Below are 15,714 nucleotides of genomic sequence, written 5' to 3' on the forward strand. Positions count from 1 at the left end.
TCATGGACAGCAGAGACATGCAGGCCATCGGCCTGTGCCGGTTCTCTTACCCCGCGATCGGCGGATTCCAGGTCGAACACGAGACCATCGAGGAGCGTATCTCTTATCTCTATGCCGAAGACCGGCTGGAGGAACGGTTTCAGCTTCTGGAAACCGTCGCACTGCCCTGCTTGCGTGAGCAGACGGACCAGAACTTCGAGTTGATCGTGGTGATCGGCGACACCCTGCCAAAGCGGCATGGCGACCGGCTGCACGACCTGACCTCGGATATGCCGCAGGTACGGATCGTGGTCGAACCGCCACGCCCGCAACGCGAGCTGATGAAAGAGCTGCTGAACAGCGCCCGCACCGACCCGTCCAAGCCCTGCCTGCAATTTCGTTATGATGACGATGACGCCGTGTCGGTCGATTTCATCGAACGGTTCCGCAATGCACTGAACGACTGTCGCGGCCTTGTTACCACGAACCGTACCGTGGCCGTCGATTTCAATCGGGGTTACGTGGCGGAACTTGGCGCCGACGGGATTGCCGCCACCGAAACGGTACGCACCCTCTATGTCGCTTCGCTGGGAATGTACGTGAAAGGCGGCTGCAGGCTGACGATCATGAACTTCGCACATGAGAAGATCGGGCGCTTCATGCCCGTCATCAGCATTTCCGATGTGCCCATGTGGGTCCGCAGTCACAACGGGTTTAACGACTCGCGCCAGAAGAAGGTCAAACCGGTGCCGGTCGTGCCTCTGACCGAAGATCAGAAAGCGGAATTCGCCGCTCGTTTCGCGATCCGCGAGGATCACGTCAAACGCGTCTTTTCGGGGGGCTGAGCATGCAGGTTCTGGGTCTTTGCCGGTTCAGCTACCTGGGCCTTGGCGGGTTCAAGGTGATGCATGAAACGCTCGAAGAGCGGCGCGCCTATCTCTATGCGCCCGCCCGGATGGAGGACCGGTTCCGCCAGTTCGAGGCGGTCACCCTGCCCTCGGTCACGGGCCAGACCGACCCGGATTTCGAGTTTCTGGTGGTGATCGGCGAATGCTTTCCCGACAGTTACCGGGCCCGGCTGGAGGACCTGGTGCGGGGCGTGCCCCAGGTCCGGATCCGCGCCTATCCACCGCTGCGCCACCGCACCGCGATGGCGCAGGCGCTGGACGATCACCGCCGCGACATGGATGCGCCCTGTCTGCAGTTCCGGCTGGATGACGATGACGGCATGGCGCGCGATTTCGTCGCCCGCTATCGCGAGGTCGCCGCCGATACCGAGGCGCTTTGGCGCAAACACCCTGCGGTGGCGGTCGATTTCAACACCGGCTATGTGTTTCGCTGCGGGAAACGCGGGATCGAGATCAGCCCGTTCCAGTTCGCCTACAGCGCCATCGCGCTTGGGGTGATCGTTGCCCCCGGCCATCGCGAGGGGATCATGCATTTCGGTCATCACAAGCTGTGGACGGTGATGCCGACGATCACGGTCCCGGGCGAGGACATGATGCTGCGCGGCCATAACGAATTTAACGATTCCCGCGCCAAGCCGGGCGCCAAACAGTTCAGCTATCAACCGCTCGATGCCGACGAGGAGGCCTATTTCAAGGCCCGCTTCAATGTCGACAATGCCCGCGTGCGCGAGATTTTCTCAGCCCCGATGCCGTGAGGCACGTTCGCGGAACAGGGTAAAAAGCCCGGTCGCCACCACCAGCGCCACCCCGGCCATGGTCAGCGGATCGGGCCAGTCGCCAAAGACCAGCCACCCCAGAACCAGCGCCCAGAGCAGGCTGGAGTAGCGAAACGGCGCGACAAAGCCGACCTCGCCGATCCGCATCACCATCACGCTGAACAGATAGCCGCCCAGCACCAGCAGCGACGCCGCCAGCAGGCCAAGGCCAAGGTCGGTCGTCAAAGGCACCCAATCGACCGTGAGCGAGCCGACCAGGCCAAAGGACATAACCGACAGTGCGGTGGCCAGCGTCACCGTCAGCGAGGGCACATGGGACGACATCCGCCGCGTCACCAGATCGCGCGCGGTCACGCAGATCACCGCCGCCATCGCGTAGATCGCGTGCAGCGTGAATCCGTCCGGCCCCGGACGCACGATCAACAGCATACCGCAGAAGCCCAGCCCGATCGCCAGCATCCGCCGCCACCCGACCTGCTCGCCAAAGAACAGCGCCGCCCCCAGTGTCACCGTCAGCGGCAGCATCTGCAGCACCGCGGTCACGTTTGCCAGCGGCATGTTGAGCAGCGCGGTGAGGAAAAAATAGGTGGCCCCGATCTCGGACAGGCAGCGCAGCGCCACCAGCATCCGGTCGCGACGGCCGAACCGCAGGTGCAGCGCGCCAAGCCTCCGGGCCAGGAAATAGATCCAGACCGCCGAAAGCCCGCTGCGCAGGACCAGGATCTGGAACAGCGGCATTTCGCTTCCCAGCAATTTGACCACCGTGTCGTTGCAGGTGAAGGCCGCCATGCTTCCTGTCATCAGAAGCGCGCCGCGCATATTGGGTGACATGTCCTGGCCTCGCCACAAGGAATGGGCCGGTACCGGTTCCGAGGCCGCGCACTGGCTGCCCAGCATTTCTGGCGATGGAGGGGAGAAATGGCAAGACGCCTCGCCCCGGGCCCGCGCCTATTCGCGCAACCGGCGCCGCCACAACCAAAGGTGCAGCGCGATCCCCGCCAGATAGATCAGGATCACGACCGCCAGCAATCCGCCGGTTCCCCAGCCCGCCAGCACCAGCAGCAGCACCGGCGTGCCCAGCGTGTTGCCCAGATTGCCCATCTGCGCCAGCGCACCGTTGGCCAGCGCGCGATCCTGGGCAGAGGCGTTAAGCGCGGGGATCGCGGCAAAACTCGCCCCCTGCACCAGCCCCAATGTCGCAAAGAGCAGCACGCACAGAACCGGCGTCGGCACCCCCAGCCAGAAACCCGACAGAACCAGCGCCGACAGACCGAACCCTGCCATGACAACTCCGGGGGCTGGCCAGCGCCGCAACAGCGGGGTCACCACCAGCAGCGCCACCGCGATGCTGGTCAGGGGCATCACACCCACGATGGTCGCCTGCAAATGCATGGGCAACAGCGGCGGCAGGATCGCCACCAGCGAGACGAAGGTCAGCGTATAGAACAGCCAGCCCGCCGCTGGCGCCGCAATGCGGGGCGAGCCATAGGCCGACAAGTGGCGGGCAAGCAGGGCATGCGGGCGCAGGCTGGTTTCACCACCGGCGGCGACCGTGTCGGCAGGCAGCAGAAACCAGACCGCAACGGCCAACGCCGCCATGGTCGCGCCGTGAAACAGGAACAGCCCGGTCACCCCATGCACCTGCGCCCAGGGCAGGCCGATCCAGGCCACCAGCGCAAAGGCAACGCCGAAAAACGTGCTCCACAGCGTCATCGCAAAGTTGCGCAGGGGATCGGGCGCAATCTGCGCGATCAGGGTGGGCGCGGCCACCACGATGGCCAGATGCGACAGGCCCTCGATCATGCGGCTGGCCAGCATGGCGCCAAAGCCGGGCTGAGCGGACTGCCAAAACGACATCAGCGCGCCCAGGGCCAGGCCGGCCACCAGCAACCGGCGGCTGCCATAGCGCCCGACCAAGACACCCGCCATCATGCCGAACAGGATACCGAAGACGCTGATCACTGACAGCAGCCAGCCCTGCCCCGCGCCCGCATCGGGATAGAGCTGGCGCACCATGTCGAAGGGCACCGCGATCTTGGCGAATTGCCCCGCCGCGCCCAGGCCGGCCAGCCAGAGCAACAGGATCAGAGGCAAGGGGGGCAGGTTCGATTTCAGGCGCATGATCCCGCGATACCCCGCCCCGGCAGCGCGCGCCACGTATTAATTATGCGGGCTGGGCGCATGCGAGCAGAGCCGGACCGGGGTGCCGTCGGCGAGATAGAGCCGCTCCCACAATAGGCCGCCCTCGACCACGGTCAGCGCATCATAGACACGTCGGCTGGTATGGAACAGGCGGGGGCGCGGAACCTGGCTGTCCCACCAGTCCGACCCGTCCAGCGCCGCCTCGGCGGCCTGGATTTCGACCGTGGCAAAAGGCCAGAGCGATTGGCCCAGCAGCGCGCGCTGCGATTGTCCCCATTGGCGCGCGCGCGCCGGAGAATAGGCAAGGCAGACATGATTGGCCTCGTCCACCAGATGCACGCAATCGCGGGAATGTTCGACCAGCCGGCGCAGCACCGCATCATCGCAGACATTGCGCGTCAGCAGGTCCAGCGCCCGGTGCCGGGTCTTCGGGTCGGGCAGTTGCGCCCCTGCCTCCCAGCGCGAAACGGTGGCCTGACTGGTGTCCAGGGCCTCGGCCAGAGTGGACTGCTTCATCAGCCGCGCCCGCCGCAAGCGGCGCAGACGAGGGCCGAAGCCGGGCAATTCTCGCGGTCTGGAATCGAGCATGGCGCACCTCCTGCGCCATCCATTCTACGCCGGGCCGCACAAAGAAAAACCCCCGTGCGCGGCACGGGGGTTTTCCAAAAGTCATGGCGATTGGATCAATCGCGGCTTTCCGGCGTGTCCACCAGCGTGTCGAAATCGTCGTCCACGATATCCGCATCCATGATCGGTGCGGCCAGCGCGGCGGCGGCTTCGGCCTCTTCGCGACGGGCGGCGATCACCACGTTGTCGCGCTGGGTCGCGATGTGGCGCATCTGCTGCGTCGCACCACCTGTGCCCGCCGGGATCAGACGACCGACGATCACGTTCTCCTTGAGACCGACCAGCTTGTCCTTCTTGCCCTGAACCGAGGCTTCGGTCAGCACGCGGGTGGTCTCCTGGAAGGAGGCCGCCGAGATGAAGGAGCGGGTCTGCAACGAGGCCTTGGTGATCCCCAGCAGGATCGGCTCGCCCGAGGCCGGACGACCGCCCCGGGCGATGGTCTTTTCATTGGCCGCGTCGAATTCCTGCTTGTCGACATGTTCACCCTTGAGCAGCGTGGTGTCACCCGAATCCGAGATCTCCCACTTCTGCAGCATCTGGCGCACGATGACTTCGATGTGCTTGTCGTTGATCTTCACGCCCTGCAGACGATAGACCTCCTGCACCTCTTTCACCATGTAGTTGGCCAGTGCCTCGACGCCCAGGATCGACAGGATGTCGTGCGGGGCCGGGTTGCCGTCCATGATATAGTCACCCTTCTGCACGAAGTCGCCTTCCTGCACCGGGATGTGCTTGCCCTTGGGCACCATGTATTCGACGGGTTCCATGGCCTCGTTCGACGGCTCGATCGAGATGCGACGCTTGTTCTTGTAGTCGCGGCCAAAGCGGACATACCCGTCGATCTCGGCGATGATCGCGTGATCCTTGGGACGACGGGCCTCGAACAGTTCCGCCACGCGGGGAAGACCCCCGGTGATGTCCTTGGTCTTGGCGCCTTCGCGCGGGATACGGGCGATGACGTCGCCGGCCTCGATGACCTGGCCATCTTCGATCGACAGGATCGCGTCCACCGACATCGGATAGTGAACCGGGTTGCCCGCGTCGTTGCGGACCGGTTCGCCATCGCTGTCCACCAGGATGATCTCGGGCTTGAGGTCGCTGCCCTTGGGCGCGGCCCGCCAGTCGATCACGATCTTCTGGGTCATGCCGGTCGCTTCGTCGGTCTCGTCGCGGACAGCGATGCCCGAAACCAGGTCGACATATTTGGCGGTACCGGCCTTCTCGGCGATGATCGGCAGGGTGTAGGGATCCCATTCGAACAGCTTGTCGCCACGCTTGATCTGGGCACCGTCCTTGACGAACAGCTTCGAGCCATAGCCCAGCTTGAAGCTGGCGCGCTCTTCGCCCTGCGCGTCCTTGATCAGCAGCTTCATGTTACGGCCCATGACCAGGCTTTCGCCCGAGGCATTGAGCAGCAGCTGCGGGTTCTCGAACGTGATGGTGCCGTCCTGGTTCGCTTCCTGGAACGACTGCTGGCCACCCTGGGCCACGCCGCCGATGTGGAAGGTCCGCATGGTCAGCTGGGTCCCCGGTTCACCGATCGACTGAGCCGCGATGATACCGACGGCCTCGCCCTGGTTCACCATGGTGCCGCGCGCCAGGTCACGGCCATAGCACATGGCACAGACGCCTTCCTCGCTTTCGCAAGTCAGCGGCGAGCGGACCCGCGAGGTCTGCACACCGGCCTCGTGGATGGCATCGGCCATCCGCTCGTCGATCAGCTGACCGGCGGCCACCAGCACCTCTTCTGTGCCCGGACGCAGGATATCGTCGGCGGCGACACGGCCCAGCACGCGCTCGGCCAGCGAGGCCACGACTTCGCCGTCGTTGACCGCCGCTTCGGCAGTCACGCCGCGATCGGTGCCGCAATCATGCTCGCGCACGATGCAGTCCTGCGCCACGTCCACCAGACGGCGGGTCAGATACCCCGAGTTCGCCGTCTTCAGAGCGGTGTCGGACAGACCTTTCCGCGCGCCGTGGGTCGAGTTGAAGTATTCAAGAACGGTCAGACCTTCCTTGAAGTTCGAGATGATCGGCGTCTCGATGATGTCGCCGTTCGGCTTGGCCATCAGGCCGCGCATGCCGCCCAGCTGTTTCATCTGGGTGACCGAGCCCCGGGCACCCGAGTGGGCCATCATGTAGACCGAGTTCGGCTCCATCACGGCACCGTTCTCGTCACGCTTGTCCGCCGAGATGGTGGACATCATCGCTTCGGTGACACGGTCGTTACACTTGGACCAGGCATCGACAACCTTGTTGTACTTTTCGCCCTGAGTGATCAGGCCGTCCATGTACTGCTGTTCGAAATCCTTCACCTGGTCGCGGGTCTCGTCCACGATGCCCCATTTGTCATCGGGGATCACCATGTCGTCCTTGCCGAACGAGATGCCCGCCTTGAACGCCTCGCGGAAGCCCATGGTCATGATCTGGTCGCAGAAGATCACCGACTCTTTCTGGCCGCAATAACGGTAGACGGTGTCGATCACCTGCTGCACCTCTTTCTTGCGCAGCAGACGGTTGACCAGTTCGAACGGGGCTTTGTTGTTCATCGGCAGCAGCGCGCCCAGGCGCACACGGCCCGGCGTGGTCTCGACCCGCTTGAGCACCTCGTTGCCCTCGTCGTCGATCTGCGCGATGCGCGCGGTGATTTTGGTGTGCAGATGCACCTCACCCGCGTCCAAAGCGTGCTGAACTTCGTCGATCGAGCCGAAGATCTTGCCTTCGCCGACCATGCCCTCGCGTTCCAGGGTCAGATAGTAGAGACCCAGGATCATGTCCTGCGAGGGAACGATGATCGGTGCGCCGTTGGCGGGCGACAGAACGTTGTTCGTCGACATCATCAGGACGCGCGCTTCCAGCTGGGCCTCAAGGCTCAGCGGGACGTGCACGGCCATCTGGTCACCGTCAAAGTCGGCGTTGAAGGCCGAGCAGACGAGCGGGTGCAGCTGGATCGCCTTGCCTTCGATCAGGATCGGCTCGAACGCCTGGATACCCAGACGGTGCAGCGTCGGCGCGCGGTTCAGCAGAACCGGATGCTCGCGGATCACCTCGTCGAGGATATCCCAAACCTCGGGACGCTCTTTTTCGACCAGTTTCTTGGCCTGTTTCACGGTGCTCGACAGGCCCTTGGCCTCGAGCCGCGAATAGATGAACGGCTTGAACAGTTCGAGCGCCATCTTCTTGGGCAGGCCGCACTGGTGCAGCTTGAGTTCGGGGCCGGTCACGATGACCGAACGACCCGAGAAGTCGACCCGTTTCCCCAGAAGGTTCTGACGGAAGCGGCCCTGCTTGCCTTTCAGCATGTCAGACAGCGATTTCAGCGGGCGCTTGTTGGCGCCAGTGATCACCCGGCCGCGGCGGCCGTTGTCGAACAGGGCGTCGACCGACTCTTGCAGCATCCGCTTTTCGTTGCGCACGATGATATCGGGCGCGCGCAGCTCGATCAGACGCTTCAGACGGTTGTTCCGGTTGATGACGCGGCGATACAGGTCGTTCAGGTCCGAGGTCGCAAAGCGGCCCCCGTCCAGCGGCACCAGCGGACGCAGTTCCGGCGGGATGACCGGGATCACGGTCAGCACCATCCATTCCGGGCGGTTGCCGGATTCCAGGAAGCTCTCGACGACTTTCAGCCGTTTGATGATCTTCTTGGGCTTCAGCTCGCCGGTGGCCTCGGCCAGGTCGGCGCGCAGTTGCTCGGCCTCGGCCTCGAGGTCGATCTGGGACAGCATCTCGCGGATCGCCTCGGCGCCGATATTGGCGGTGAAGGCGTCCATGCCATACTGGTCCTGGGCATCCATGAACTCTTCTTCGGTCATCAGCTGACCGTAGGTGAGATCGGTCAGGCCCGGCTCGGTGACCACGTAGTTTTCAAAATAGAGGATGCGTTCCAGATCGCGCAGCGTCATGTCCAGCATCAGGCCGATCCGGCTGGGCAGCGATTTCAGGAACCAGATATGTGCGACGGGCGCGGCCAGTTCGATATGGCCCATACGCTCGCGACGCACTTTTTGCAGCGTCACCTCGACACCGCATTTCTCGCAGACAACGCCGCGATATTTCATGCGCTTGTACTTGCCGCACAGGCATTCGTAATCCTTGATCGGGCCAAAGATACGCGCGCAGAACAGGCCGTCACGCTCGGGCTTGAACGTGCGATAGTTGATGGTCTCGGGCTTCTTGATCTCGCCATAAGACCACGACAGGATCCGCTCGGGCGATGCCAGAGAGACCTTGATCTCGTCAAACACCTTGGGCGGTGTCAGCGGATTGAACGGGTTGTTGGTCAGTTCCTGGTTCATTGGGTGTCCTTTCCAGGTTCCGGACATTCGAAGGCGTAAAAGCGGCGGTCGTAAAGAGCCAAGCCGCGTTCGAACCGAATGTCCGAGGCATTGGTGTCGTAAGGAAGATCGCAGGTAGAAAGAGCGGCCTTGAATGCACGCCTGTAGCCAGCATCGGGATTGCCCATTTGCAGGACACTCATAGAAACTGTGTGCGAGGCGCCGCTTCGCTGGCGGATCGGATTATCATCCGCCAGCGTGGAGACTTTTGGCGCACATGCCGCAACAGCCGAAGCAGCGCTAGCAGCAAGCATTGCCAGGCCTACGTTCACTCCTCAACCTCCGCATCCAGGAGTTCCATGTTCAGGCCGAGGCCGCGGACTTCTTTCACCAGAACGTTGAAGCTCTCGGGAATGCCCGCCTCGAAATTGTCCTCGCCCTTGACGATGCTCTCGTAGACCTTGGTCCGGCCGGCCACGTCGTCCGACTTCACCGTCAGCATCTCCTGCAGGGTGTAGGCGGCGCCATAGGCTTCCAGAGCCCAGACCTCCATTTCCCCGAAACGCTGACCGCCGAACTGCGCCTTGCCGCCGAGCGGCTGCTGGGTCACCAGGCTGTAGGGGCCGGTCGAACGTGCGTGGATCTTGTCGTCGACCAGGTGGTGCAGCTTGAGCAGATACTTGATGCCCACGGTGACGGGGCGCGCGAACTGTTCACCGGTACGCCCGTCGAACAGAACCGACTGGCCCGAGGTATCGAAACCGGCGCGTGTCAGCGCGTCGTTCACATCCGCCTCTTTTGCACCGTCGAAGACCGGCGTTGCGATCGGAACGCCACGGGTGACGTTGCCTGCGGCCTCGACCAGCGTGTCCTCGTCCATGCCAGAGATACCCTCGGCATAGACATCCTCACCATAGGCATGCTTCATCGCGTCGCGCACCGGGGTCAGGTCGCCCGAACGGCGGTATTCCTGCAGCGCCTCGTCCACATTCAGGCCCAGACCGCGCGCGGCCCAGCCCATATGGGTTTCGAGGATCTGACCGACGTTCATCCGCGACGGCACACCCAGCGGGTTGAGGCAGAAATCGACCGGGGTCCCGTCGGCGAGGAACGGCATGTCCTCCATCGGCACCACTTTCGAAATCACACCCTTGTTGCCGTGACGGCCGGCCATCTTGTCGCCCGGCTGCAGCTTGCGCTTCACCGCGATGAAGACCTTGACCATCTTCATCACGCCCGGGGGCAGATCGTCGCCGCGACGCACCTTTTCGACCTTGTCTTCGAAACGGGCATCCAGGGCGCGCTTTTGCAGTTCGTACTGCTCGTTCAGCGCTTCGACGATCTGGGCATCCTGCTCACCTTCCAGAGCCAGCATCCACCACTGACCGCGGGTCAGGGTTTCCAGCAGCTCTTCGGTGATCTCGGAACCCGGCTTGATGCCCTTGGGGCCCTTGACCGCGGTCTTGCCCAGGATCAGCGACTTCAGACGCGCATAGATGTTGCGGTCCAAGATCGCCAGCTCGTCGTCCCGGTCACGGGCCAGACGCTCGACTTCCTCGCGCTCGATCTGCAGCGCACGCTCGTCCTTGTCGACGCCGTGGCGGTTGAACACGCGAACCTCGACCACGGTGCCGTAGTCGCCCGGCTTCACGCGCAGCGAGGTGTCGCGCACGTCGCTGGCCTTTTCGCCGAAGATGGCGCGCAGCAGCTTTTCTTCCGGGGTCATCGGGCTTTCGCCCTTAGGCGTGATCTTGCCCACCAGAATGTCGCCCGGCTGCACCTCGGCACCGATATAGACGATCCCCGCCTCGTCGAGGTTGCGCAGGGCTTCCTCGCCGACGTTCGGGATGTCGCGGGTGATCTCTTCCGGCCCCAGCTTGGTGTCGCGGGCGGCAACTTCGAATTCCTCGATATGGATCGAGGTGAATACGTCGTCACGCGCGATGCGTTCCGAGATCAGGATCGAGTCCTCGTAGTTGTAGCCGTTCCACGGCATGAAGGCGACGACCACGTTCTTGCCCAGAGCCAGTTCACCCATATCGGTCGAGGGACCGTCGGCGATGACCTCGCCCTTGGAAACCTGCTGACCCACCTTCACCAGCGGGCGCTGGTTGATGCAGGTGTTCTGGTTCGAGCGCTGGAACTTGCGCATGCGGTAGATGTCGACGCCCGCATCGCCCAGTTCCAGATCCTCGGTGGCGCGAATCACGATCCGCTGCGCGTCGATCTGGTCGATGATGCCCGCACGCTTGGCCTGGATGGCCGCGCCCGAGTCGATGGCCACCTTTTCCTCGATCCCGGTGCCGACCAGCGGCGCCTCGGCCCGCAGAAGCGGAACCGCCTGACGCTGCATGTTCGAGCCCATCAGAGCGCGGTTGGCGTCGTCGTTTTCGAGGAACGGGATGAGCGAGGCGGCGACCGAAACCAGCTGTTTCGGCGACACGTCGATCAGGTCCACGCTTTCCATCGGGGCCAGCGTATAGTCGCCGGCCTGACGGGTGTTGACCAGCTCGTTCACGAACTTGCCATTCTCGTCCAAGGTGGCGTTGGCCTGTGCCACGGTGTGGCGCATTTCCTCGGTCGCGGACATATAGTGCACCTCATCGGTGACCTGCCCGCCCTTGACGACGCGGTAGGGGGTCTCGATGAAGCCGTATTTGTTCACGCGGGCAAAGGTGGCCAGCGAGTTGATCAGACCGATGTTCGGACCTTCGGGGGTTTCAATGGGGCACATCCGGCCATAGTGGGTCGGGTGCACGTCGCGCACCTCGAAACCGGCACGCTCACGGGTCAGACCGCCCGGCCCAAGCGCCGAAAGACGACGCTTGTGCGTCACCTCGGACAGCGGGTTGGTCTGGTCCATGAACTGCGACAGCTGCGAGGAACCGAAGAATTCACGCACGGCGGCCGCGGCCGGTTTCGCGTTGATCAGGTCCTGCGGCATCACGGTGTCGATCTCGACCGAGGACATGCGCTCCTTGATGGCGCGTTCCATGCGCAGCAGCCCGACGCGATACTGGTTTTCCATCAGCTCGCCGACCGAGCGCACCCGGCGGTTGCCGAGGTGGTCGATATCGTCGATGTCACCCTTGCCGTCGCGCAGTTCGACCAGTGCCTTGATACAGGCGATGATGTCTTCGCGGCGCAGGGTGCGCTGAGTGTCGGCGGCATCCAGATCGAGACGCATGTTCATCTTGACCCGGCCCACGGCGGACAGGTCATAGCGCTCGCTGTCGAAGAACAGGGTGTCGAACAGGGCCGAAGCGGCCTCGACGGTGGGCGGCTCGCCCGGGCGCATGACGCGATAGATGTCCATGAGCGCGGTTTCCCGGTTCATGTTCTTGTCCTGCGCCATGGTGTTGCGGATGTAGGGACCGACGTTGATGTTGTCGATATCCAGCACCGGGATATTGGTGACGCCGTTGTCGATCAGCTCCTTGACGGTGCCGCCAATCAGATCGCCATCCTTGTCATATTCCAGCGTCAGCTCGTCACCGGCCTCGACATAGATCGCGCCGGTTTCCTCGTTGATGATGTCCTTGGCCGCGAACTTGCCGACGATATGGTCGAACGGGACCAGCAGGTCGGTCACGCTGCCTTCTTCGATCAGCTTCTTCACCGCGCGCGGGGTGACCTTCTTGCCGGCTTCGGCGATCACCTCGCCCGAGGCGGCGTCGATCAGGTCATAAGTCGGACGGGTGCCGCGCACGCGCTCGGGGAAGAACGGCGTGACCCAGCCGCGCTTCTTCTCGAGGCGATAGGAGACGGTCTTGAAATAGGCATCCATGATGCCTTCCTGATCCAGGCCCAGCGCATAGAGCAGGGTCGTCACCGGCAGTTTGCGGCGACGGTCGATACGGGCAAAGACGATGTCCTTGGCGTCGAATTCGAAGTCCAGCCACGAGCCGCGATACGGGATGATGCGGCAGGCAAAGAGCAGCTTGCCCGAAGAGTGGGTCTTGCCCTTGTCATGGTCGAAGAACACACCGGGCGAGCGGTGCATCTGCGAAACGATCACACGCTCGGTGCCGTTGACGATGAAGGTGCCGTTGGGCGTCATCAGGGGCATGTCGCCCATGAACACGTCCTGCTCCTTGATGTCCTTGACGGATTTGGCGCCAGTGTCCTCGTCCACATCAAACACGATCAGACGCAGCGTGACCTTCAGCGGCGCGCTGTAGGTCATGTCGCGCTGCATGCACTCCTCGACATCGTATTTCGGCTTTTCCAGCTCGTATTTGACGAATTCCAGCACGCTGGTTTCGTTGAAATCCTTGATCGGGAAGACCGACTGGAACACGCCCATGATGCCTTCGCCATCCAGCGGCTGAGGCGCATCGCCGGAGTTCAGGAACAGGTCGTAGGAGGATTTCTGGACCTCGATGAGGTTCGGCATTTCCAGCACTTCGCGGATTTTGCCGTAGTATTTGCGAAGACGTTTCTGGCCAAGGAACGTTTGAGCCATGTCAGATGTCACCTTTCAGTTTCTCACCGGTCAAGAGCGCCGCCGGGCCCCGGCGCCTTGACCATTCGAGACGACGCGTTTGGGATCAATTCATGGCCACCGTCCCGAGTGGCGGCCTCCCGATCCGTGAACCGCGCCTTAGAAAATACCCCGCCGCAGGGGTCCTTTCTAAGACAGGTTCGGCTGGACCCGGATTTCCCGGGTCCAGCCTCGAAGTTTCGGAGCGCAACCGGAATTTTGCAAAAATTCCGGCCCGTTTTCCGTGACGGAAAACGGCTCCTGACCGATCGGCCTTAGGCCAGCTCGACCTCGGCGCCAGCTGCTTCCAGCTTTGCCTTGATCTCTTCGGCTTCTGCCTTGGCAACGCCTTCTTTGATCTTGCCGCCGGCTTCGACCAGGTCCTTGGCTTCTTTCAGGCCCAGACCGGTGATGCCGCGAACTTCTTTGATCACGTTGATTTTCGAAGCGCCGGCGTTCTTCAGAACGACGTCGAATTCGGTCTTCTCTTCTTCGGCCGCTGCGCCGGCGTCGCCGCCTGCTGCTGCAACCATCACGGCGCCGCCAGCTGCGGGTTCGATGCCGTATTCATCCTTCAGGATGTTTTTCAGTTCCTGTGCTTCCAGCAGGGTCAGACCCACGATGCTTTCTGCGAGTGCTTTCAGATCAGCCATTTTATCAGCTCTTTCCGTTTACAGTGTGTGTTCCAACGTCAGGGCACATGCCCCACGCAGATCATTCAGTGCCAACCGCTTACGCAGCTTCCGCCTTCTCGATGATGGTGGAAAGGATGCCAGCGATATTGCTTGCAGGTGCGCCAATCGCGCCAGCGATGTTCGAAGCAGGTGCGCCAATGCAGGACACGATCTGAGCAATGAGCTCTTCACGCGACGGCATTTTCGACACGGCTTCGACGCCGGCACGGTCCAGAGCGTTCTCGCCCATTGCACCGCCGAGGATCTCAAATTTCTTGTTATCCTTGGCGAAGCCCTCGGCCACCTTGGCTGCTGCCACGGGGTCCTCGGAATAGGTCAGAACGGTCATACCCGTCAGCAGGTCGGCCATGCTTGCACACGGCTTACCCTCAAGGGCGATTTTGGCGAGCCTGTTCTTGGCAACACGCACAGACCCACCCGCTTCGCGTGCACGCGCGCGCAGGTCCTGCATCTCGGCAACTGTCAGACCGGCGTAGTGAGCAACCACCACGACGCCAGAGCTTTCGAAGATCTGGCCGAGTTCCTCGACCACTTTCTCTTTCTGGGCTCTATCCACAGTTCTCTCCAAATTTGGGATGGTGAACATCCCGGCTCATATTTGCCGGGCTCGCACCCGGCGTTCATGTCCGTTTTACGGGGTGGAGCCAAATAATCGCCCGAGGGTCGAGCCCCCGATCTCTTTGGTCTTTACCCGTCTCAGGCAGGAAATTAAGGCTACGGATGCAGCCACCCACCGTCTTGGACGAAACAAAATAAAGCGCACGACGAATCGCACGCTTTACCTCGCCCCTCCTCTTAGGCCAGAGCGGCGGGGTTTCCAAGGGGTAAAACAACCGTTCGCACAGGGTCAGGTGACGGCAAAGGTCGCGCCAAAGACCCGGGCCGCGACTCCGTCCACATCGACCGGCGGTTCCAGGCAGGCGCCCTCGGCTCGCAACCGATCGAGCCGCGCCCGCTCAACCGCGTGCAGATCACTGTGCAGCGCCCGCAGGCGGCTCTCGGCGTCGGGCTCGTCCATCAGCGCCCGGATCCGCTCGGTCAGGGGCACGGTAAAGCCGCTCGATACCAGCCGCCAGTCGAGCTTGGCCCGCCAGATGTCGTAGTCAAGCCCGATATGATGCAGAAGCGCCGCTCTGCCGCCGCGCACCGGCACAAAGGTTTCGGCCATCTCGGCCCCGCCTTGCCGCTGTGCCCAGTGCTGACGCAGGGCCACATCCTTCAACCCGCAGCGGATGAAGGATTTACCCTGCGGATGGCCGATCAACCCCTTGCGCCGGGGCCCGAACAGCGCCGCGCTCTCGCCATAGACCCGGCGCGCGGCGTCGCGCTCCATCGGCAGGCGATAGACCGGGCCCGCGGCCCCGTCGTGCACCGCCACGATCTCGGCGGTCTCGACCCGGATCGCCTCGGCCTCAACCGGCTGCGCGGCCAGGAATGCCCCGATGCCGTCCCCCGGCGCCCACATGAACTCATCGGCGTCGACATTCAGCAACCACCCTTCGGCCTGCTGCCGATAGACCCAGGTCAGCGCCACGTTCTGCCGCTTGGTGAACCGGGTCTCGGGGGTCAGCCCCAGATCGGCCCAGAATTCGGGCGTGCAGGGCACACAGGTGACGCGCGGATGCCCGTCGAGGATCGCGATTGCCGGGTCTTGTGGATTGTCGAACAGCAGGGTCACTGCCTCGGCGCCAGCCTCAAGATACCAGGCGGCGAAGCGGAGCGTATCGGCCAGGGGCTCATTCAGAATGGCGCCAACTTGCCAAGGCACCGTCATGCCGGGTTCCGATCGTTCATCACTGCCTGCCTCGTTGATATGCCGCTCTTTTC

At 63.0% G+C, this 15,714-nt stretch carries 11 protein-coding genes; 2 read left to right on the plus strand and 9 right to left on the minus strand.

The window, feature by feature from the left end:
- Nucleotides 1–17: 17 nt before the first annotated feature.
- Nucleotides 18–824 (plus strand): putative rhamnosyl transferase, encoded by an 807-nt coding sequence (locus SPO_RS17740; protein ID WP_044028771.1) that lies wholly within the window; start codon nt 18–20, stop codon nt 822–824.
- A 2-nt stretch (nt 825–826) separates the two neighbouring features.
- The gene (locus SPO_RS17745; protein ID WP_011049183.1) at nt 827–1,642 is read left to right on the plus strand and encodes a putative rhamnosyl transferase; all 816 of its coding nucleotides are present in this window, start codon (nt 827–829) and stop codon (nt 1,640–1,642) included.
- On the opposite strand, the gene SPO_RS17750 is transcribed toward SPO_RS17745, so the two are convergent.
- From SPO_RS17750 to SPO_RS17785, 9 genes are all read right to left on the minus strand, one after another.
- Nucleotides 1,625–2,494, minus strand: a complete 870-nt coding sequence (locus SPO_RS17750) for a DMT family transporter (protein ID WP_044029387.1) — start codon at nt 2,492–2,494, stop codon at nt 1,625–1,627. The two genes, SPO_RS17745 and SPO_RS17750, sit on opposite strands and share 18 nt — an antisense overlap.
- Before the next feature lie 117 nt (nt 2,495–2,611).
- The gene (locus tag SPO_RS17755) at nt 2,612–3,820 is read right to left on the minus strand and encodes an MFS transporter (RefSeq protein WP_011049185.1); all 1,209 of its coding nucleotides are present in this window, start codon (nt 3,818–3,820) and stop codon (nt 2,612–2,614) included.
- A gap of 3 nt (nt 3,821–3,823) precedes the next feature.
- Nucleotides 3,824–4,393, minus strand: a complete 570-nt coding sequence (locus SPO_RS17760; protein WP_011049186.1) for a helix-turn-helix domain-containing protein — start codon at nt 4,391–4,393, stop codon at nt 3,824–3,826.
- Nucleotides 4,394–4,488: 95 nt separating this feature from the next.
- A complete protein-coding gene (gene rpoC / locus SPO_RS17765) occupies nt 4,489–8,730 on the minus strand; it encodes a DNA-directed RNA polymerase subunit beta' (RefSeq protein ID WP_011049187.1) in 4,242 nt (1,413 codons plus the stop codon).
- Entirely contained in the window at nt 8,727–9,041 is a 315-nt protein-coding gene (locus tag SPO_RS22950) for a hypothetical protein (protein ID WP_144084027.1), read from the minus strand. The genes rpoC and SPO_RS22950 overlap by 4 nt, the downstream gene beginning before the upstream one ends.
- Entirely contained in the window at nt 9,038–13,174 is a 4,137-nt protein-coding gene (gene rpoB / locus SPO_RS17770) for a DNA-directed RNA polymerase subunit beta (protein WP_011049188.1), read from the minus strand. The genes SPO_RS22950 and rpoB overlap by 4 nt, the downstream gene beginning before the upstream one ends.
- A 293-nt stretch (nt 13,175–13,467) precedes the next feature.
- The gene (gene rplL, locus SPO_RS17775) at nt 13,468–13,845 is read right to left on the minus strand and encodes a 50S ribosomal protein L7/L12 (protein ID WP_011049189.1); all 378 of its coding nucleotides are present in this window, start codon (nt 13,843–13,845) and stop codon (nt 13,468–13,470) included.
- A gap of 79 nt (nt 13,846–13,924) precedes the next feature.
- Nucleotides 13,925–14,443 carry a 50S ribosomal protein L10 gene (rplJ, locus tag SPO_RS17780; protein ID WP_011049190.1) on the minus strand — a complete coding sequence of 173 codons (519 nt, stop codon included), beginning with the start codon at nt 14,441–14,443 and terminating at the stop codon, nt 13,925–13,927.
- A 291-nt stretch (nt 14,444–14,734) separates the two neighbouring features.
- A complete protein-coding gene (locus SPO_RS17785) occupies nt 14,735–15,661 on the minus strand; it encodes a glycosyltransferase family 2 protein (RefSeq protein WP_011049191.1) in 927 nt (308 codons plus the stop codon).
- Nucleotides 15,662–15,714: the final 53 nt, after the last annotated feature.

It is taken from the genome of Ruegeria pomeroyi DSS-3, assembly GCF_000011965.2.
Classification (GTDB): Bacteria; Pseudomonadota; Alphaproteobacteria; order Rhodobacterales; family Rhodobacteraceae; genus Ruegeria_B; species Ruegeria_B pomeroyi.